Source organism: Pseudoalteromonas sp. SR45-1, from assembly GCF_014163655.1.
GTDB classification, from domain to species: Bacteria; Pseudomonadota; Gammaproteobacteria; order Enterobacterales; family Alteromonadaceae; genus Pseudoalteromonas; species Pseudoalteromonas distincta.
The window spans coordinates 42222-62937 of the sequence record NZ_JACJDR010000014.1; the positions used below are offsets into that span (position 1 = coordinate 42222).

The window sequence follows — 20716 nt, forward strand, 5'->3', positions numbered from 1 at the left end:
AAGAACCCAAAGGGCAGCGCATGTTTGGTATTTATGCTGCGTTATCGCCTATTTATGGGGAATAACCACACTACATAGGCTCTGCCTTGCCTAAAAACCAAACATACTGCTGCAAATTCACCCACCAAAGATCAACACGCCCTAGTAAACTAATTAAAAGCTGTAAGTAATATTACCGTATAAGAAACGTCCGTCTAATCCGTAAGGTGCATACGGTGTGTACGGGAATATTTGACCAAAGTCAGAGTAACCAATGTTATCCACGGTGGCTTGTGGGTACTGATCGAACAAGTTGTTTGCACCAACGGCAAATTTCCAATATTCGTCTGGACGGTATGCCACTTCTAGGTCGGTGATCCATTTAGGGTCTAAGTATTCATCGCGATCAGCTGTTGTTGATATGTCAGCGACTTCACCATAACGTGTGGCACGAAGCGTTGTTTGCCATTCGTTAAAGTTCCACACTGCTGATAGGTTCCATTTGCTATCTGGCGTGCCCTCTTCAAAGCGACCTACTTCACGACGCGCAAACACTACGTAGTCGTCACCTAGTGAGTTAAGTTCGCTTGGGTTGTCGTTTACGTGTGTTACTTCGGTGTCGTTAAAATTAGCTGCTACGTTTAGGCGTAAATCACCTAAGTTGTCTAAATCTAGGTTATAAGTGGCAACTATATCTACACCTTGCGTGCGTGAATCGATAGCGTTGGTAAAGTAACGTACGCTTTCGGTATTTAGCTCACCGGCATTTTGTAGTATTTCAACAACTGCATCGCCTTCTAAGTTTTCAGACAATACAATACGGTCATCAATATCAATACGGTACGCATCAACGGTTAAGCTAAAGCTGCCTTGCGTGTACATAAAGCCCGCAGTAACGTTTACTGACTCTTCAGCATCTAACGGCTGAGCACCGAGTGCTTGCGCTGCGGCTGAATCGGTTGGGAATAAACCAACTTCAAATGGTTGGTTGTTCTCAAGTACGGTTGATATTTGGCGGTACGAGCTTTGCGCTAAAGATGGTGCACGGAAACCTGTGCTAATTGCTCCGCGCAGTGATAGGTTTTCAGTAATGCTGTAACGCGAGGCAAGTTTAGAGGTAAACGTGTCGCCAAAGTCGCTGTAATCTTCATAACGACCCGCTAAAACGACGTTCCATTTTTCTGTTAAGTAGGTATCAAACTCAACAAATAAAGCGATGTTATGACGGCTTTCGTCAGTCGCACTTTCTGGTCCAAAACCAGCAAGTACTTGCGCGCCACCGGCTGCAATTGGGTTACCGTCGCTATCAAGTGCGGTGATGTAAGACGCTTCTTCGCCTTCTTCTATTTTGTAGCTTTCGTGGCGGTATTCAGTACCTACGGTAAAAAATACGTCATCAGGTAAGCCTAAATCGAGTGTGGTATTGGCTGTTGCGTTTACTAAAAACTGATCGTAAACCAGTGCACCGTTATCAAATTCGGTTGGGCTGTCGGCACCTAGTGATGTGTTTATACTATTTACAACACCAAAGCCAAAGTCGTTACGGCCGTAGTTGGTACTTACATCCCATGTCCAGTCGTTAGTTTCGCCTTTTAAGCCCAGTGCAAATGAGTAGTCTTGTACGTCTGTTTCAATCTGCGGCAAAAATCCATCTGGGTACACTTCTAAAACGTTACGGCTGTCTTTTGCACGGCGGTAAAAACCACCTGAATTACCTTCACGCTTTGAGTAGCTACCAAATGAATAAAGGTTTAAGCCGTTATCTAAATCGTAACCCATGTTGTAAAACAACGCGTAATCTTCAAGGTCTGCTTTACCAAAACGGTGGTTGTAACGATCGATAGTAAATTCGCGTGGGTCTAGGCTGCCATCATCAAGACGGCTGTATTGTTCGCGTGGGTCAAAGCCTGAGCGCTGCGTTGAGTCGTTATCGCGGTATTCAATTGATACGTTTACAAAGCCGTTATCAGATAACGCAAAACCAGAGTTTGCGCTGACAGTGCGTGTTGCACCGTCGTTTACTTCTCTGTCGCCACCGGTATTAAAGGCTAAGTCGCCGTTTGCATCTGCGTAGGTGCTTTCTAGCTGAGGTACGCCAGCCATTTGAGTATCGTATTTACCGTACGTTACGCTAACGCTGCCGCCTTCTGAGGCATCTTTAAGTACAATGTTAATTACCCCAGCAATTGCATCAGAACCGTACTGTGCGGCTGCGCCATCACGAAGTACTTCAACACGTTTAATTGCAGAGGTTGGGATCATGTTCAAATCAACAGCGGTAGAGCCTCGACCAACAACACCTGCTAAGTTTAATAGCGCACCGGCATGGCGGCGCTTACCGTTTATAAGTACTAATGTGTGATCGGGTGCTAATCCACGTAAAACAGCTGGTTTTGCATGGTCAGTACCATCACCCATAGTGGCACTTGGGTAGTTAAAGCTAGGTACTTGGTTTGCTAGTATTTGGCTTATTTCTAGCTGACCCGTACTTTGCATATCACCGCTGGTAATAATATCTACAGGTACTGAGCTTTCGGCAATACTGCGTAAGCTACGGCGAGTACCTGTTACTGAAATCACTTCAATGCTTTTTTCGGCTTGAACATCTTGTTCTGCAGCAAATACAGAAGAATAGGGTGCACTAAGTGCAGAAGAAACGGCCAGGCTAAGTGCTACTTTTTTGGCTGATAATGGCTTTAACATGATGTTGATTCCCTTGAGGGCTGCTGACTATTGATTTTAAAAAGGAGCGCATCATATAGAAGCGACTACCCTAGTGCAAAGATAAAAACTATCTAAGATATTCTAAGTTGTTAACAAGTAAGGTCACTGTCTACGCGTGATATAGGCGTTTGGATCGTTGTAGTTGCAATCTTGTGTCGAATGGTTGCGAATTCAAGGGGATTTTAGATAAAAGTTAGTAAGACGTAAAAAGGCCAAGCAAATGCTTGGCCTTTCAATTTTTTAAATTTAGTAATTTAAATTATTCAGGGGCAACTTCAAGCGTTGTAAATAATGCATAACGTCCTGCATCTACGCCTTCTTCATTTACGGTAACCTTGTTAGAGGTTTCGATTAGGTATAGGCCTGGCTCTTTCCACGTAATTGTAAACATACCGTCTTTATCGGTCGTTACTTTTACTTCGCCACGCTCGTTACGGTAGCGTGTGTCGCCTTTTAAAATACTTACTTCAACGCCTTCACCAGCAGATTTACCATCTTGTAGTAACTGAAAACGTGCTTGTTCACCTACAAATAAATCGTTTGGATGCGTTGGACCGCTAAGCTCAAGGCCTAAACCAAGTTGTGCAGGTTTTGAGGTGCCATTTCGGCTTACAAATGTATCTACTGTTGAAACAACCTTCGTTGTGGTTACATCTTTTGCATTGCTAGGTAACTCGGCTTCTGTTTTTTTACCAAATACGCGCTTGCGCTTACCTTCTTCGTTTTTATAGAAGGTCATGTACATTGGCTTTTGGGTCATTGCAATGTGGTAAGTGCCTTGCTCTGTTAAGCTTACCGCAGCTGAGCTTTTACGCTTTAAGTAATAAGCACGAATGGTTTCAGATACTGGCTCACCATTAGGCGCAAGTGCCATTAATAATGTGTCGTCGTACTCGGCGCCTTTTTCTTTAGGTTTAAAGGCTTTGTCTGGTGCAAACATTTCGTTAGAGATACTAGCGTCAATCATTACGTAATGCGCTTTATCGCCTGATAAAGATGTATGCGAAGGTAGTAACCAACGTCCGTGTGCACTTGCTGAAGTTGACACTAAAGCAGATAAGCTCAATGCGCCGATTAATGCCGTTTTTAATAAATTAATTTTCATTGTATTTCCTTAAATTCAAATGATTAAGTAGCAGCTACTTAGTGCTTACAGTGACGAAGCTTTTAGAAAACTCGTTTTTACCATCAATTGTTAGTTTGCCTGATTTAGTTAAATCGAGCTCAACGCGGGTGTAGTCTCTGCCGCCTTCTTCGCGTACAACTTCAATATTTAGTAAGTATTTACCTGGTTTTACTGGGTTACCGTCTAAATCATTACCTTGCCAATTTATGGTGTAAGTACCTGCGCGTTTTGTTGCGCCGCTAATGCCGTCAAAGTTGGCATCGCTTTTACCAGCTTTACGCCACCATTGGCGTAAGTCTTTAAACCATTCTGCTTTTTGCACCCAAAGTGCAAGCGTTGTAACGTGTTTGCGCTCTGGTGTTTCAAGCCAAACTGCAACGTATGGGCGGTGATACGGTTGTACTTCTAAGTCGGGAAGCGTTAATTCAACCTCTAGCTGTGGTGTTTGCGCATGCGCCGTTGTTTGAAAAAACGCAGCTACGAGCAGTAATGCGGCGCTTATAAATAATTTAAATTTAACCATTAAGACACTCCTTTTATTTGTGGAACCCAACATAAATAAATAACCAGTGGAGTTGCCACTCCTAGTACGGTTATCCATATTCCTGCTAAGCGTTTTTTTCTATTTTGAAACAAAATAATCATGCCGGTGATGGCAAATAAAATCATTAGTACGGCAGATATATCAATTACCCAACTCCATACTTCACCGCTGTGGCGGCCTTTATGTAAGTCGCCAATAAGGCTTAAAAAGCCACCTGTTTGGTAATCAAGATTTAGCTCGCCAGTTGTAAAATCAAGCTCTGCGTAGGCAAACCCAGCAGGCAGTGGGTAGTCGAGCATGACAAGCGCGTCTTCTTTTTCCCACTCAATGCTTTTTACTTTTGTAAGTGCATATTGCTCGGCTAGGTAAGCTTCTATTTCAGGGTAAAGCGTTGGCAGCGTATTTAGCTGCTCATTCGCTTTGGTAACTAGCTCTGCTGGAATTACCGCCGTTACTTGGCCATTATTTTTATCGTTTTTAAGCCAATCAATATGGTTGAGCACAATGCCGCTAACGCAAAATAAGATAAGCAAAAAAAACAAAGCTGTAGAAATATAAATATGTAGAGCACGGCTTGTGCTATACAAAGCCCGCTTGTTAATAAACGACATAAAAACAGTAAATAAATTAAATTTACAGCATGATAATGATTTGCATTAGCTATTACAAATTTACTTACTTATCTTTACATAAAAACTTTAAAACAAAGGCGGTAAGCAGGTAAAAAATGAATATTTAACGCTTAGGAGGGCTGGAAGGTCTTAAAATAAGGTAAATCATTACCAATACTTCTATTACTGCAACGAGATAAATAACCCAAATAGGGGCGGCTGAATACAGTAAAAATGTAAATCCAATTAACATGCCAATGGCGGCGTAGCATTTGGCTTTTACAGGCACTACTTTATGGGCTTGCCATTGCTGCAAAGTTACACCGTAACGAGGGTGGTTTAACAGCCATTGTTCAAGCGCGGGTGATGAGCGAGTAAAGCAGGTGAGCGCTAAAATAAAAAATATAGTGGTAGGCATGACCGGCAGCACAATGCCAATAATGCCCAAGGCTACAAGTATTAAGCCAAGTGCTTTAAACCATAAGTTTTTATAACAAATAAACACTGCTTTTATATTCACTTAGGCTCTTTTTAGTAATGGCTGATACTTTCGATTGTAGGTCAAATAGTTATAAAATCGAAGTGTAAAAACATAAAAAAGGGCAAACTAAGTTTGCCCTTTTAAATTTATAAAATAGGTTTTACTTATCTAGAAGTAGTAACCTACGTTGATGTTAAAGCGACGCTCTGTATCGCCATCACCAATAATTGTTCCGCCAATAAATGGCTGGTTACGTGCTTGAATAAAGTCAAAGTAGGTAAATAACGGGCCTGCTGATACGCTCATACCTGTTACGTTCATCCATGTATCTGCACTGTCGTCAGATTTGTCATAAATGATCCCGTAATCGTTGTAAAACTGTACGTCTGTTATAGGGCCTAAATCAACCGATAGGTCGTAAGCTACGTTAAAGTTAGTCATGGTAGCTTCGCTTGATACGGTATCGTAGTAGTCAAACGCACCTACAACAAAGCGGTTGCTGTTGTCGTCTAGGTCGTAGTCGTACTCACCGTGCTGAAATTGAATATTCCAATTATTAATTTGGCTGTTTACGTGGAACGCCCATGCGCCGTAGTTACCTGCACGGTCGTTACCATCATGTAAGCCACCGCTTAATAGTGATACACCCACATCGGTTTTAGCGTTTTCGCCATGCTCAATTTGGTACACTGTACGAGCTGCAAATGTGTTGTATTCACCAAGGCGAGAGCCAGGTGCATCGTATGTACCTTCGGTTGTTGCACGGCTACCAACTATATCAAAAGAGTAGCGTTCGTTAACTTCAGAGCTGCCATCAACGCCGCCTACTTCATCATTTTTGAAAAAGCCTAGGTCTAGTTTCCAGTTATCTTTTAGTTTACGGTTTACTGTTACACCCAAATCAAAGTCGTCTTCTAGGCCAACATAGTAGTTAGTGCTAAAAAAGTAGCTGTGTGAGTTGTATGGGCCATTACCAAAAGGGACAGGTGCAATACCAGCTTGTGCTTCCCAGCCATCAGTAAATTCGTAACCTAAGTATGCATACTTAACAATGGTCATGTAATCGTAAAAGCGAAAATCACCATTAACAGAAATATCGTTTATTTCGCCAGATAAGTTAATGCGAAATACTTCGAAATCTAAGTCGCCGCTACGATCTTGAGTGTCTTCATCGTATGAATTAGTGCTGTAATTAAAACGCACTGCGCCACCAATTTTAACGCCTTCGTCTTTTTTCTCAGATTCGGCGGCAGCAACAACAACTTCTTTGTTATCAGCTTTTTTACTAATTTTTGCAACTTCTTGCTTGTGTTGCTCATTAATTTTTTGCTGTTTTGTTTTTTCATCAGCTAACTTATTTTCAAGCAGTTGCATTTGTTGCTTTAACTGCTTAAGTTGGCTTTGTAACGTGTCTAGATCATCAGACGCATAAGAAGTACTTGTAACACCACCTAGAACTAGTGCTAGTGTTAATTTTGAGAGTTTAGTCATAATTGCCGCTCAGATTTTGATTAAAAAATAAAAAATTCAAGACGTAAAAAAACGCCTTACGTTTAGGGTAAGTACAAAAACTATGTATTTTTTTTATTATTTATTCTTTAGGAGCTTGAGTAAGCGCACCAACTTCTAGAAGGGGCGATGCATCTAATTTATCTGCATCCATCATTGCGGCTACACGCTGCATTGATGAGAGTAAAAGGCTCTGTTCCCATTCAGCAAGTGCAGAAAACTTTTCAATAAAGTGTTCTTGCAATGGCTGAGGTGCTTTATCAAGTAACTCTTTTCCTTTATCGGTGAGGTATAAGCTCACTCTGCGTTTATCCATTTGACTGCGTACGCGTGTTACTAAGTTTCTGCTTTCTATTCTGTCGAGAATATTGGTGACCGTTGCTGGGCTTAAATTTACATTTTGAGCAATACGGCTCGCCGTTATTCCATCGGTTTTTTGCACTTCTTGCATTATAAGCAATTGTGGGCCAGTTAAACCCGAAGTTTTATTTAGCTGCTTAGAATGTAAGTCAATCGCGCGGATAACTTTACGTAAAGAAACCAATAACTCGTCATATTTTTGCATTTGCTTATCTCGTCGATGGGGCGGTAGTTTGCCGTAATCGCGAAATGTTACACATCAAATAAATTGAATTCAAATAATATATTGTACTTTAGCCCGCTTTTATTGGTTTTTAATAGTTAGAGCAGTAACTAATGTAAAATTATATTGTTTAAATATTGGTAAATTTTCTTAGCACCTTGTGTGCATTAAGTTGCGCACAGTACGTATGTTGTGAATAATTGGCAAGTCTTATTGTATAGACTTTAGTATTATTCATTTACAGCTGTTAGTACAAAGTAATTGTTTGTGAGTTTACTGTATATGTATTAATCGGCAATGAACAAATTCAGCAATCAATATTTAATATCAATAGCGTATACTTTAAGCATGCATTATTGTTTAGATGTAAACATTAAAAATCTTTAGTATCAGTATTATAGGGGAAGGTATGAAATTATCGCCATCAGTTAGCATTGAGCAAAGCGAATCCGGACTTGAGTTTATTAAAGTAGCTAGTGAAAAGTGCGACGCAAAAATATTTTTGCAAGGTGGGCAAATTACCGAGTTTATCCCTAAAAATAACAAGCCACTTATTTGGGTTTCACAAGAGGAAACCTATCAAGAAGGGGCGAGTATTCGAGGCGGTATTCCTATTTGTTGGCCGTGGTTTGGTACACACGCTAATGATGGGTGGCCTGCCCACGGTTTTGCGCGCACAAGCGTATGGCAAGCCGATGAAGTACACGAATCTGATGAGCAAATTACAGTTAGTTTAAAGCTCCCCATGAAACTTGTTAATACAACGTATTGGCCGCATCAGTGCGCATTAAAAGTTGAGTTTGTATTAAGTGATAAATTACAGGTTCGCTTAACGACCACTAACTTAGGTAGTGTGCCATTTAGCTTTACTCAAGCACTGCATACCTATTTTCCTACCTCAGATATTACAAACACCCATGTAGATGGTTTGCAAGGCGCGCAATATATTGAGTTTAGTGAAGGGCCATTTGTACAAAATGATGTTGTAAGCTTTAATCGCGAAACCGATATGGTTTATACACAAGCAAGTACAGTGCAAAGCATTAATACGCCAGAAGGTGTTATTAATGTGAGCCGCGAAAACTCAAGTTCGTGTGTGCTGTGGAATCCATGGATAGAAAAGTCAAAACGCTTATCTAACTTTGCTGATGATGAATATAAAACAATGCTGTGTCTAGAGGCCGCTAATGTACTGACAGATAAAGTAACGCTTGAGCCAAAACAAAGCCACACATTAATAACCACCATTAGTTGGTAAGCTAGTCATAATTAAAAGCAGAAATAGGGACAAATAGTGTTTAACAATCAACAAATAATGGATTTACCAAAGCATAGTGATATTAGCTTTAAGCCATTGGCTGATAAAGCCTTATTACATACACAACTTAGCTCGCTTCTGTTTTATGTACCGCTAATTGGAGCGCTTATTGCTGTTTGTTATTTTAATGAAGCCTTTGCTAATAACGCACAAACGTATTTGCTAATTGGTATGCCAATTTTGGTGGCCGTATCTATGGCGTACAACATAATAAGTGTGAGGTTGCGAGGTTTTGCAGTGCGAGATCATGACATTGCTTTTAAAAAAGGCGTTATTTGGCAACAAGTGACGGTATTACCTTTAGCGCGTGTACAGCATATGGAAATACACCAAGGGCCAATAGAGCGAAAACTTAGCCTTGCGAGTATTAAATTATTTAGCGCTGGCGGTGTAAGTGCCGATTTACAAATTAGTGGGCTAACCCATGATGATTGTAAAAATATGCGCCAATTTGTACAAAACTACCGCCAAGACGACGCAACTACTCAGGCAGCTTTAGTCGATGAGTAATACAACTATCGAAGATAAAGCCAGCCCTATTTACTGGCAAAAAGTATCGCCCTGGGCACTTTTATATTTTGTTGTGCACTTTAGTGTGCGCTTTGTAAAAGATGGCCTTTTAAACTTACTGCCCATGCTAGTCGTGTTTGTTACTCAAGTAGAAAATAAATTGTTCTGGGCGCAGGTTGCAGGCGGTATTGCACTAATTTTGCTACTTGTTTACTCATTTTTATATTATTTAAATTTTAAGTTTAGTATTAGTAGCGACAACGAAATATTGCTTAACAAAGGTGTATTTAAAAAAGAGCGACTTACGCTTAAATTTGGCCGTGTGCAAAACGTTAATATTGCCGAGCCGTTTTATTTTACCCCCGTAAACTTAGTTAATTGTATTTTTGATGCCGCTGGCAGTGTGTCGCAAGAAGTTGTTTTACCTGGTGTTACTAAAGATTATGCACAGCAAATGCGTAAACAAATATTTGATTTTAAAGCGCAGCAACAGCAAGAAGCACCAAATATTGAACAAAGCGAAACAGACACTATCGAAAACAGCCTAAGCATTAGCAATAAAGAAATAGCCAAATTTGGTTTAATGTCGAATATGGCTATTTTAGCAATCGCTGCTTTTGCCCCTTTTATAAACCTAATTGTTGATTTTTTAGAGAAGCAAATTATTGCGAAAGTAGAAGGCTTTTATCAACAAGAGCTTGGTATGCTGGCCAGCGCTGCTACCTTTGCGATGATCACCTTAATTGGTTTGTTAGTTGTGGTGGCTGTAATGCTATCGGTGACTATGTCGCTTATTCGCTTTTATAATTTTGAGCTTTATTTTAAAGGTCAAAAATTTAAACGTATTGCTGGCTTGTTAGAGCGCCATCAGCTTTCAATGAGCATGGACAAGGTGCAATCTATTGTTATTAAACAAAACCTAATGGGGCGATTACTAAAGCGATTTACCGTTGAGTGTTTACAAGCAAGTAGCGGCGGAATAGCAGCCGGTGTGGCGGCTAAAAAAAATAAACAAACGTTAGTACTACCTGTATTAAATAGCGAACAAGTTGATAGTGTATGCCAATGGATTTACCCGTGGTTTAATAGTAAAAAACTCGCTTTTAAGCGCGCAGAGCGCGCGCTTTTGTATAAAAATTTAGGCTTTTATTCACTGTTACCCTGTGTATTAGTGTTTGGCTTTTGTTTTATTGCTGATATTAATACTTTGATAAGCCTTGGTGTTTTAGTGGTGTTTTCTGGGTTGGTTACTTTGTCGTATCAGCGTTATGGTTATTACATGCATGAGGATAATGGCCGATTTTACATGGTTGTACGTAAAGGTATGATTGGCGTTCATTACCGTGTTTTTGAGCTTTATAAAGCGCAAAGTGCACGCAGTATAAGTACGTACTTAATGAGAAAATCTGGCTTAAAAAGCCTGTATATACAACTTGCTTCAGGCTTTGCATTTATGCCCTACATAAAGCAGCAAGATGCTGACTTTATTATTGATTTTACAATTAAGCAGATTGAGTCAGATACTCGCAGTTGGATGTAAATTTCCCTAATAAAGCATGTGGAAATACCCATTTTCACATGTTTTATTACACTTTCTTACTGCCCATGAAAGACATTTAATAATACCCTAGATGGTATTAAGGAATTCTTTTAGGGACGCTCATGAAAAAAACACTTATCGCATCGGCTTTATTGTTAGCAGCACCGAGCTTTGCAGCCGATTGGCAAACTATTCATACCGAACATTTCAACATTCACTACAGTGTTGAGCATGCTGATTTTGCTAAATCAACTGCAGCAGAGCTTGAAATAGTACGCACCAAAGTGCTTGAACAGCAAAGCCGAGCACTTGATAAAACAGTTGATGTAGTGGTGTTTGATCCCCTAAATGCGGCAAATGGCTTTGCGCTACCTACCTCAAATAATCCTGTAATGGCACTTTTTACAACCCCACCACAATCCGACACCGTTATATCAAACAGCGCTGGCTGGCAGCAGTTACTTGTACTGCATGAATATATTCACTTAGTGCATTTAGCACAGCCTACACGCAATCACTGGCAGCAAAAAGTACGTGGCATATGGGATTTATACGACTTAACTTACAGTGATACACCGCGCTGGGTAGCCGAAGGTTATGCCACATTGATTGAGTCTAAAATGACGGGCCGTGGGCGTTTATTTGATAACTACTCAGAGTCAATACTGCGAGAATTTGCTCAGCAAGGTGCTTTGCCAACCTATGGGCAATTAAATGGCGAGCAGGGCTTTATGGGCGGCTCAATGGCGTATTTAATGGGTAGTCGCTTTTTAAATTGGCTAGAGCAAAACTATTCAGAGCAAACACTCGATAGTGTTTGGACGCGAATGCAAGGCGTAAAAACGCGTGACTTTGATGAGGCATTTAGCGGTGTGTTTGGGCAAAGTGCAGCCAAGCTATATCGCCGATTTATAGCTGAATATACCTATAAAGCAATGCAAATAGAGCAAGGGGAGGTGTTACTTAATAGTGAACTTTGGCTTGAGCTTAACTTATATGCAAGTAACCCAGCACTTTCAAAAGATGGTAGTAAGATTGCGATTGTTGAGCGAGATAAAGAGAGTAATACCAAGCTTGTAATTTATAGCACGGATGACAACATAAAGGCGAAAGAAGAGTTTACTAAAGCGCAAAAAGAGCTACTCGAAAACGATGCACAGGACATCCCCGATACAGCGCCAAGTGTGTTTAAGCGCGAACAAAAACAAGTGCTTAATCAAATTAATCGAGCCGGTATTGCAAACCCGCAATGGGTAAATAGCACAACGTTATACTTTAATGCGTACAGCAATGAAGAGTCGGGTATTTATAACAAAGTGTCTGATATATTTAGCTATAACACTGACACTGGAAATATTACACAGCTTACCGAACTTGCTGGTATACGACGATTTAGCGTAACCAGTAACGGCGAAACCTTGTATGGCGAGCAAATAAGAGATGGCTACTCTGAATTAGTAAAGGTTGATCTCAATACGCAAACCATCACACCATTATTTACAAAAAGCCTTGAGACAACTTACGATTACCCAATACTCAGTCCTGATGAAACTAAATTAGCTTATTTATCAACGTCATTAAATGAAAATTGGCAATTGTATATACAAGGTATAAACGGCGAACAACAGCTGTCAGTACCTATGCCAAACGGGTATCAATATTTAAGTCAGCCTAGCTTTAGCCATAATGGCGAGTCACTTTACTTTGTTGCAGGCTTAAATAGCGCTACTGATATTTATAACTACAACATAGAGAGTAAAAAACTCACCAAGTTAACCCAAGGGCAGGAAGCCGTTGCCCACCCGATTGAAATGGCTGATAGCTCGTTACTCTATTTTTCGATAACCGCAGATGGGCCAAATGTAAAAACATTGCCAAAAGCTATAAACAGCACTGTAGTTACTGAATTTTCGGCTAATAAAAAAGCATCGCTGCTCATTGTAAACGAACATACGCTTCCAAAAGCTAAAATATATACGCATCAAACAACGCAGCAAACAAATTACAACGTGCTCGAGCAGCACGCTACTTTTGCACTAGGGACGCAGTATTATTCGGCTTCTACCAGTTTGTTAGATTTAAGCATTAAAAGTAGCGACTTATTAAAGCAGCTCGACTTACAAGCGGGTTATAGCACTGATTTACACGATGGGGCATTGCACGGTGGTTATGTGCAGGCAAAATATAATGCGCTTGATGTAAAACTGAAACTTGCACTGTTTGACTACAATTTAGATACATCGCGCCAGTCTCAGCAAAGTCTAAGTGCAGACATGGATGCCCGTGGTGGTTTTGCCGCAATAAGTTACCCCGTTAAATTTGGGCAGTTAAGTTTAACGCCAGAGCTTGCCTACAATTACACTGATTATAAGCAAAGCTATAAAAGTTGGACGCGTTTAGGTATTGCTCAAAATTGGCAATATGATCGTCAAGACTTTGCTATAGGCCAAAGTATTTATGCGAGTTGGTACGATGGCAGTAGCAAAAGTAATAATTGGCAAGGTTATGATTTAGCCGCCAAAATTTTTGGTAAAGCGTTTGGTATTCCTCTTTATGCAAACTTTTCTCAAAAGCAACGTGACGACAGGAGCCTTGCATTAGGTGGCTTTAGCTCAAATCTTATTAATCAGCAGCAAAATAGTGAATATGTACTTTCATCTGAGCTGCCTTTTTATAGCGCAGCTGCAAAGCGCTATCAAGGTTACGGTGGCGGCTTTAGCTTTAAAGAAGGCATGCCGTGGCTTTATTACAAGCAGCATCAACTCGACGGCACCGTATATGCACAAAGTTACGGGATAAAACACCAAGGTGATTTTAGTTTTGGAATGGGGCCTGCTGGTATAAATGACTTAATATTTAATATGGGACTGTCGCGAGTAGAAGACGACAGTTTTGAGGATGAAATGCGAGCGTGGCTGAGCTTTTATTATTCGCTATAAATATTAATTGGCTAAGTTACTTATCCATCTGCAAGGATAGTAACTTAGCTTGATATACATCGATTTTTTGGTTATCACGTTCTAGTTCGATAGCTTTCTCAAGCAAGGTTTGTGTTTGTTTAATATTACCTTGTTGATAGCGAACTTTTGCGAGTTCCAAGTATAACTCAGCAATGTAAGGCGCTTTAGTAATAGCCTGCTCAAGGTGTGCTTTAGCCTGATGAGCATGGCCAGCTTGTAAGTTGTTTTTAGCGATTACTAGTAATTCATATGGGTCTTTTTCTTTATTAACTAATTGTGACGTGAGCTCTTTAACAAGCTCTTTGTCGCCTAATTTTTTAGCTAAAAGCTGATAGTTGCTGATTAAATTAATGCTTATTTCATTATTACTAAGTGCTGTTTGATAGATATTTTTAGCGCTTTGTAAATCACCTGCCCGACGATGCAAAACGCCCGCTATATTAAATAATTCAGGATCATTGGGAGTGTATTTGTTTGCTTGTAAAATAAGTGAGTAAGCAATATCCAGCTGTTTGTCTGCTAGCGCTGTTGCAGCTAAATTACTGTAAAACTTAGAAACTAAATCGTTATAATCTGCACTGCTTGAATAAAAGCTGCGACGGGTAGGAAAGTAGTCGATTAAGGTGCCCGCTCTGAAAAATTCAACAATATTATCATCTTTTTTCTCTACTTTTGGGGCGTATACTCTTGTTCTAAAGTGGCTTGCTACATAAACAACATTATTTTCTTTTGCGTATACAGGCTGACTTGTTACTTCTTGAAAGCTCGTTTCTAATCCGAGAGCTTGTGCATAGCTTTGTGTTAAAACAGCTAAGCTAATGCAGTTGCCTTGCGAAAGTTTTAAGGTTTGGGCTGAAGTAAGTGTATCGCCGTGGTATTTAAAGTTAGCTAAGTTGCTTTCGAGGTAGTTGTAAATAATGCGGTCATGACGGATTTCAGACTGTTTTTGTTTTTCGGCATAGGCTAAAAATTTTTCTTTTTCAGCATTTGGCAGCTCGAAAATACTGTACTCAGAAGGAGTGTCGAGTTTATTAAACAAAGAATGGTTTAATAGTTGTTCAAGCTCTATTTGTTGTTCTACTTGGTGAACCTTGGTTGTGTTACATCCAACTAAATATAAAAAAGTAATACAGACTGCTATTTTATAAAACATCATAAACCCACTCCATTGTTAAATTTTACATTACAATGTGGTGGGTTTTTAATCAAGCACTTGCTGTACTGCGTTTACTTGAGCGATTTTTTTGTGATTGTTTTTTACGTTTACGGCGGGTAAACCACAAGTAAAAACCAGTACCTGCTAGCCACACTGGGCTCAAACCAATTACGCACCACAGTATTTTACTTATTAGCCCTGCAAAGTAGCCAAAATGAAGTTTTCTAAAGCTATCAATTACTTGCCAGCCAACGCCAACTTCGCGAATATCCCAGTTAGTTAAATGTTTGCCTGTTTGCTTATCGTAGCTAACCGTATTGGCATATTCGCTCGCAAGTGGGTTATTTGTATCGACTTCGCCGAATAAGGTGATATTTTCGTCAGGCTCGAGTGGCATAACTAAAAACGTACCATTAAAAGTGGGTATTTGCTTTTTACTGTCATCGAGTATGTGTTGAAACGAAATATCGCTACTGTGCAAGTTTTTGGTTAGTACAAAGTGCTCTTCCTCAGCGTGTTCAATAACTTCGTGATACCACACCGCCCAGTTAAAGTAGCCACCTGTGATAGCTAAAATAATAATGATGGGCGACCCTATCACCCCCGTCATTTTATGAATGTCGCTAAGTACAATTTGCAGTGTTGCACGCCAGCGCACACTAAATAGGCGCTGCCAAAATTTACGATAAATAATAAGTCCTGTAATACCTAATACCAATAAAAACAGAGCAAAAAAGAAGCCTAGTACTGTGCCTGTTTGACCTGGCAGGTTTTTAAAGTCGTTAAGTAAAAAGGTGTAATGCAGTTCTAAAAACCAATCAGTAAAATAATGGCTGGTACCAACAGGCTCTGACAAAATGTCACCCGTATACTGGTTTAAATGAAACTTATACCATTGCTCTGTCCCGCGTTTAACTAAGTAAACCCGATCAGCAGTATCATCGTTAAATATCTCCCAACTACCTACTACATACTCAGGGTAAGCAAGCTCTGTTTTTGCGATTAATTTGTCGATTGGCATGCGCTCTGGCAGTGCTTTTACAACATAGTGACTGCTTGGCATAAGTAAGCCATCTATTTCACTTTTAAAAACTAATACGCTCCCTGTAATACTAATAACAATCAAGGGAATGAGAGCTATAAGAGCGATCCAACTGTGAATTTTAAAAAGAGTTTTTCTCATAGATAGTTTTATATATTGCAGTTAATGACTTGCGTATGATAACAACTATCATTTTCATTTGATAGCTTGTGAGTAGGTTTCCTATTAAATAAGTAAACCGTGAACTTAATTCTACGGTTTTTGTATACCTAGCTTGCCAGTACCTAAAATAAGAATGTCTTATTTAGTTGAGTTAAATTTACGCGGCTCTACAATGCCGCGCTCATAGTAAAAGCCTTTTAAAAACAGATGTTTATTAAATGTTTTTATTTCTGTTTTTAATTAACATTTATGTAACGAGCGAGGTTGCTTTGGTGCATTATTTGCCTATATTGTCTTCTTTTATTTTGGTTTTTAGTTTTTTACCATTACTAAACAAAATTCGAAAAAATCGTAGTGTCTCTGGTTTGTCACTATTAATGATGGCATTTGGATTAGCACAAAGCCTTTATTTTATAACCTACAATATTTTCTTTGAGCGCTATTATATTGCGTTACCATTTATTGTAACCGGTGCGTTAAGCGGGCTTATTTTATATTTTTTTGCACGTTTCAATGCAGCTAAACGAGAACGTGTACAGCTGGTTACTATGCTAGGTTTTTCGTTACTGCCTTTTTCACTGCTTTTAAATTCAAGCCTTGATACTGCAACGGTATTAAGCGCTTTAACGTATGTTGGTCTTGTGATGAGTTCGGTACGTGTTATGCCGCAAACTTATAAAACATTGCGTACGGGTAATGTGAGTAATTTAAGCGCGCGCTACTTTAGCTTGCAGTTTATTGCTGGTATTTGCGGCTTAGTTGTTGAGCTTACGACAGTTGCTCCAAGCACGGCGCACTTACTTATGTTTATTATGCTATTGCTTACCAATGCTGTGCAATTTGGTTGTATGCAATACTATAGAATGCGACCTGTAATGGCTTAAAGCAAAAATAAAAGTGCTAATTTAGTTTAGGTATGGCAGTTTTAAGCTATTAATCATTACAAAGTTTAAACAATGCAATTAGCTATTCATCAAATTGATGCGTTTACGAATGAGTTATTTAAAGGTAACTATGCGGCAGTGATCCCACTAGAATCGTGGTTAAGTGACGATTTAATGCTAAAGATTGGCGCTGAGAATAACGTATCTGAAACTGCTTTTACCTGCCTTCAAGACGATGGAAGTTTTGTTATTCGCTGGTTTTCACCTTTGATGGAAATCGACTTTTGTGGTCACGCCACACTTGCGGCTGCCTATGTTTTATGTGAAGAGCATAATATATCGAAAATTCGCTTTGTTGCTGATGCGGTGGGCGAGCTAATCGTTAATAAAAACGCTGATGGCAGCTTTGCAATGTCCTTTCCTAAACAAGCTCCGATTGAGGTACAAAATGTACCGCAGCAATTGCTTGATGGCTTGTCTATACAACCGAGTAAAGTGCTTAAAAATCGCCAAGCTTACTTTGCTATTTATGAAAACGCCGATCAAATACTTGAATTAAAAACTAACTCTGAGCTTTTAAAAACGCTTTATCCACTTGATGTAGTGGCCACTGCTCCAAGTGCTGAATATGATTTTATATCTCGCTATTTTTGGCCTGCAAGCGGTGGCGACGAAGATTATGTAACGGGCTCAATTCATACTGGCTTGGCACCTTACTGGGCGCAGCAATTTGGTAAAACTACGTTAAGTGCTTATCAGGCTTCAAGCAGAGGCGGGCATTTAATTTGCAAAGTGAATGATACAACCGTCACTTTGACCGGGCATGCTGTAAGGTATTTAAAAGGCACTATTTATATTTGAGCTGTGAATTAAGTTATAAAAAAGGCCACGTAAATCGTGGCCTTGGTTTACTCAATTAGTAGAGGTATTTTATGCTTCTAGCGCTTTTGCAATTAAGCGATCAATATATTTTTTATGCGCTTTAGTTGCTGTATCTGCACCCCAAGCAACACTGGTATCGGCTATTTGAGTTAGCTGATATAACGCTGCTGTTTTAGCTAAGTTATCGTATTTGCTTGCTTTGCCAAGACCAGCAATTGCAATTAACTGGTTAACATACTCAATTTGTAAGTTGTGGCTAATAGAGTTGGCGTCTTTGCTTTTCACGAAAATGCTGGCGGTTAAATCTTCCATAAACTGAGTTAGGCTATATTCGTTACCGTACAGAGCTGTGTCAGAAATACGCAGTAATACCGCTGGGTGTAATAGCTGTGCAAGTACAGACTTTTGCATTCCTAAAATCATTTGGTGTGCTTTAGGGTCTTCATTTTTGCCGTAGTGATTAAAGCCACGACGTTGCAGCTGTAAGTAGCTATAAAGAGGTTGCATGTTTTGTAGTACGTCTGGCGCAAATACAAACTTGGCTAGTATATCCATTGCTTGTGTTTGACGCTCAAGCGATACCGGTGTAAATGGTTTATCTGCATTTGTATCACCCACTACAGCGCGCTCAACGTATACGCCACCAATCTGGCGAGAAACCACACCTGCTTGAGCTCGGTACTGACCAAATAAGCTATTAGCAGAGGTAACAAGCTGTTGGTAAGACTCACCTTTAACCGTTGCTTTATCTTTTAGCTCAGTAAATAGTTTATTAATTAGTGCCATACGATCTGCGCCATAGGCAGCAGGGTTTGACGACAAATCACCAATCATTACACGTGGATCGATATGGCGACCTGGTGCGCGCATATCGTCTGCATCGTTACCAAAGGCAAGGGCATGTTCACTTGAACGAGCAAGTATTTTTTCAAGTCGAGCTTGCTCAGCAGCTTCATCTGCAAGCGCTACGCTGTAGCCATAGTTAATTGCCCAATCATCGTAAGGACCAGGTTTTGTTTGAAAAATATCACCTTGCTGCATACCAATAGGGGCAATGTTAGCGGGTGCATAATCCATAACAGAACCGGTTACTATGCCTTGGGTTTTGTTTTTATCGTGTACTTCTTTTTCATCCCACAAAATTGATGATTTCATATTATGGTTAAGACCTAAAGTATGGCCAACTTCGTGAAGTACCAATTGCGTTAGACCTTGGCGAAGCATTTCTTTATCTTCAATTTTGTCGCCGCTAGCAAGGCCTTTGGCAAGCATTAGATTTTGTTGAATCTCATGCCCAAGAGAGCAATTTAGCTCGCCGGTATTTGTTGTTTCACCGTGGCTCATTGTTCCTTGTGTGAAAAGCGTGTCGTAAATCCAGCGGTTTTTCATAAATACAAACTCAAGCATAATGTCTGAGCCCAGTATTTCGCCTGTTAATGGGTTAGCAAGTGCTGGCCCGTATCCGCCAAATGGAGGCTTAGGTGACGAAGTCCAACGCAGTACGTTGTAATTGATATCGCCCGCATCCCAGTCTGCATCGTCTGGTTGTACTTTTACCTCTAAGGCATTTTTAAAGCCGGCTTTTTCAAAAGAGGTATTCCACGTTAAAACAGCGTCACGAATAGTATCGCGCCATTCAATGGGTGTGGTGTTTTCTATCCACCAAGTAATTGGTTTTACTGGCTCTGAAAGCGCTGCACTTGGGTCTTTCTTTTGTAAGTCCCAGCGTTTTATAACATCTTGATAAGGTGCCCAATCGGTAGATGTCATTTGATCAAATTGATTTGTAAAATAACCAATGCGCGCATCATCCATACGTGGTGCGTAGTTATTGCTAGGTAGAGCGACAAACGAGTGCTGAACTTTTACCGATACGCTACGCGGGTCGCTTACTGCATTTGAGCCACGTACCGTTGGGCTTGGGTTAGTAAATACGTAATCAACAACTACGTCTAAGTTATTAGGATATGGACGCTGTTTAATAATTCGTGATTTTTTATCGTCTAGTTTACCTACTTTAAAGCGTTTTTTAGCGTTTTTATCTGCTGGATTTGGCGTAGGTGATACTTTGTGAAGTGCTTCGCTTAAAAATAACTTATTTACATTAAATGCTATTTTACCGTCTTCTTCTTTTTCTATTTTAATGCTCGCAAGTACCGCTTCACTAATATTGGCATCACTCGCTTTTGAAATTGCACTGCTTTCGTCAAATTTGTAGCGAGGTGTTTTGCTAATAATATCGATACGGTCAAAGTATTTTCTAAATTCAATTAACTTAGTTTCGCGGTACGAACCACGATAATGGCCTGCATCTGTAACGCCATCGACAGTGTGCGCAAAATACACAAACGGCGTATTGAGTTGGGATTCGTTAATCACCATAAGGTGCTTACCGGTTTTTTCGTCTTGATAAAGGCTAAATATACCGGCAAATTCGGTTTGTCCTTTGATCATTTCGCTAAGTGTTTTTGACTCTTTTTCGTCTTTTTTATCGGCTGCAAATGCATGGCTGCCAAACGCTAAGCTAAGCGCAAGGGTGATGGTCGTTAATTTCATTTTGAGACTTTTAATATTTGTTAATTTAATTGGACTGTACGTAAATTAATTTAATTTCGCACATCTTCGCGATGAAATTTAAGTGTTTAACGCTAATAAACTGATATTAATGAATAAAAGTTTGTAACAAAATATAACGAATGAGGTGA

At 39.9% G+C, this 20716-nt stretch carries 16 protein-coding genes; 6 read left to right on the forward strand and 10 right to left on the reverse strand.

Annotation, left to right across the window (positions count from 1 at the left end; translation table 11 throughout):
• Window positions 1-153 precede the first annotated feature (153 nt).
• The 7 genes from H5089_RS14555 to H5089_RS14585 all read right to left on the reverse strand — a co-directional run bounded on the left by H5089_RS14555 (window position 154) and on the right by H5089_RS14585 (window position 7539).
• Window positions 154-2682, reverse strand: coding sequence for a TonB-dependent receptor (locus tag H5089_RS14555; protein ID WP_220486977.1), 2529 nt, complete (start codon window positions 2680-2682; stop codon window positions 154-156).
• A gap of 280 nt (window positions 2683-2962) precedes the next feature.
• A complete protein-coding gene (locus tag H5089_RS14560) occupies window positions 2963-3808 on the reverse strand; it encodes a DUF4198 domain-containing protein (protein ID WP_024596099.1) in 846 nt (281 codons plus the stop codon).
• Window positions 3809-3842: 34 nt separating this feature from the next.
• Window positions 3843-4352, reverse strand: a complete 510-nt coding sequence (locus tag H5089_RS14565; RefSeq protein WP_024589611.1) for a DUF2271 domain-containing protein — start codon at window positions 4350-4352, stop codon at window positions 3843-3845.
• The gene (locus H5089_RS14570) at window positions 4352-4984 is read right to left on the reverse strand and encodes a PepSY-associated TM helix domain-containing protein (protein WP_024596097.1); all 633 of its coding nucleotides are present in this window, start codon (window positions 4982-4984) and stop codon (window positions 4352-4354) included. The genes H5089_RS14565 and H5089_RS14570 overlap by 1 nt, the downstream gene beginning before the upstream one ends.
• 124 nt (window positions 4985-5108) lie before the next feature.
• Window positions 5109-5504, reverse strand: a complete 396-nt coding sequence (locus H5089_RS14575; RefSeq protein WP_024596096.1) for a YbaN family protein — start codon at window positions 5502-5504, stop codon at window positions 5109-5111.
• Between the two features lie 129 nt (window positions 5505-5633).
• Window positions 5634-6956 carry a carbohydrate porin gene (locus tag H5089_RS14580; RefSeq protein ID WP_182712510.1) on the reverse strand — a complete coding sequence of 441 codons (1323 nt, stop codon included), beginning with the start codon at window positions 6954-6956 and terminating at the stop codon, window positions 5634-5636.
• Between the two features lie 100 nt (window positions 6957-7056).
• A complete protein-coding gene (locus tag H5089_RS14585; protein ID WP_002960189.1) occupies window positions 7057-7539 on the reverse strand; it encodes a MarR family winged helix-turn-helix transcriptional regulator in 483 nt (160 codons plus the stop codon).
• Between the two features lie 427 nt (window positions 7540-7966).
• Between H5089_RS14585 and H5089_RS14590 the strand changes: the two genes are divergently transcribed.
• The 4 genes from H5089_RS14590 (at window position 7967) to H5089_RS14605 (ending at window position 13864) form a co-directional block, all read left to right on the forward strand.
• Window positions 7967-8815: a D-hexose-6-phosphate mutarotase gene (locus H5089_RS14590; protein WP_182712511.1), complete on the forward strand. Its 849-nt coding sequence runs from the start codon at window positions 7967-7969 to the stop codon at window positions 8813-8815.
• Window positions 8816-8851: 36 nt separating this feature from the next.
• A complete protein-coding gene (locus H5089_RS14595) occupies window positions 8852-9385 on the forward strand; it encodes a PH domain-containing protein (RefSeq protein WP_182712512.1) in 534 nt (177 codons plus the stop codon).
• Complete coding sequence (locus H5089_RS14600; protein ID WP_182712513.1) at window positions 9378-10925, forward strand: PH domain-containing protein; 1548 nt, start codon at window positions 9378-9380, stop codon at window positions 10923-10925. Before H5089_RS14595 ends, H5089_RS14600 begins: the two co-directional genes overlap by 8 nt.
• Window positions 10926-11047: 122 nt before the next feature.
• A complete protein-coding gene (locus tag H5089_RS14605; protein ID WP_182712514.1) occupies window positions 11048-13864 on the forward strand; it encodes a PD40 domain-containing protein in 2817 nt (938 codons plus the stop codon).
• A gap of 16 nt (window positions 13865-13880) precedes the next feature.
• Here the strand turns inward: H5089_RS14605 and H5089_RS14610 are convergent, their stop codons facing one another.
• Together H5089_RS14610 and H5089_RS14615 are read right to left on the reverse strand one after the other, a co-directional pair.
• Window positions 13881-15041 (reverse strand): lipopolysaccharide assembly protein LapB, encoded by a 1161-nt coding sequence (locus H5089_RS14610; protein WP_182712515.1) that lies wholly within the window; start codon window positions 15039-15041, stop codon window positions 13881-13883.
• Between the two features lie 49 nt (window positions 15042-15090).
• A complete protein-coding gene (locus H5089_RS14615) occupies window positions 15091-16224 on the reverse strand; it encodes a PepSY domain-containing protein (RefSeq protein ID WP_182712516.1) in 1134 nt (377 codons plus the stop codon).
• Between the two features lie 290 nt (window positions 16225-16514).
• On the opposite strand from H5089_RS14615, the gene H5089_RS14620 reads away from it, so the two are divergent.
• A complete protein-coding gene (locus H5089_RS14620; protein ID WP_182712550.1) occupies window positions 16515-17129 on the forward strand; it encodes a PQ-loop repeat-containing protein in 615 nt (204 codons plus the stop codon).
• 72 nt (window positions 17130-17201) lie between these two features.
• A complete protein-coding gene (locus tag H5089_RS14625) occupies window positions 17202-17990 on the forward strand; it encodes a PhzF family phenazine biosynthesis protein (protein ID WP_182712517.1) in 789 nt (262 codons plus the stop codon).
• A 69-nt stretch (window positions 17991-18059) separates the two neighbouring features.
• Here H5089_RS14625 and H5089_RS14630 read toward each other — a convergent pair whose 3' ends face one another.
• Window positions 18060-20567, reverse strand: a complete 2508-nt coding sequence (locus H5089_RS14630; RefSeq protein ID WP_182712518.1) for a zinc-dependent metalloprotease — start codon at window positions 20565-20567, stop codon at window positions 18060-18062.
• Window positions 20568-20716 lie beyond the last annotated feature (149 nt).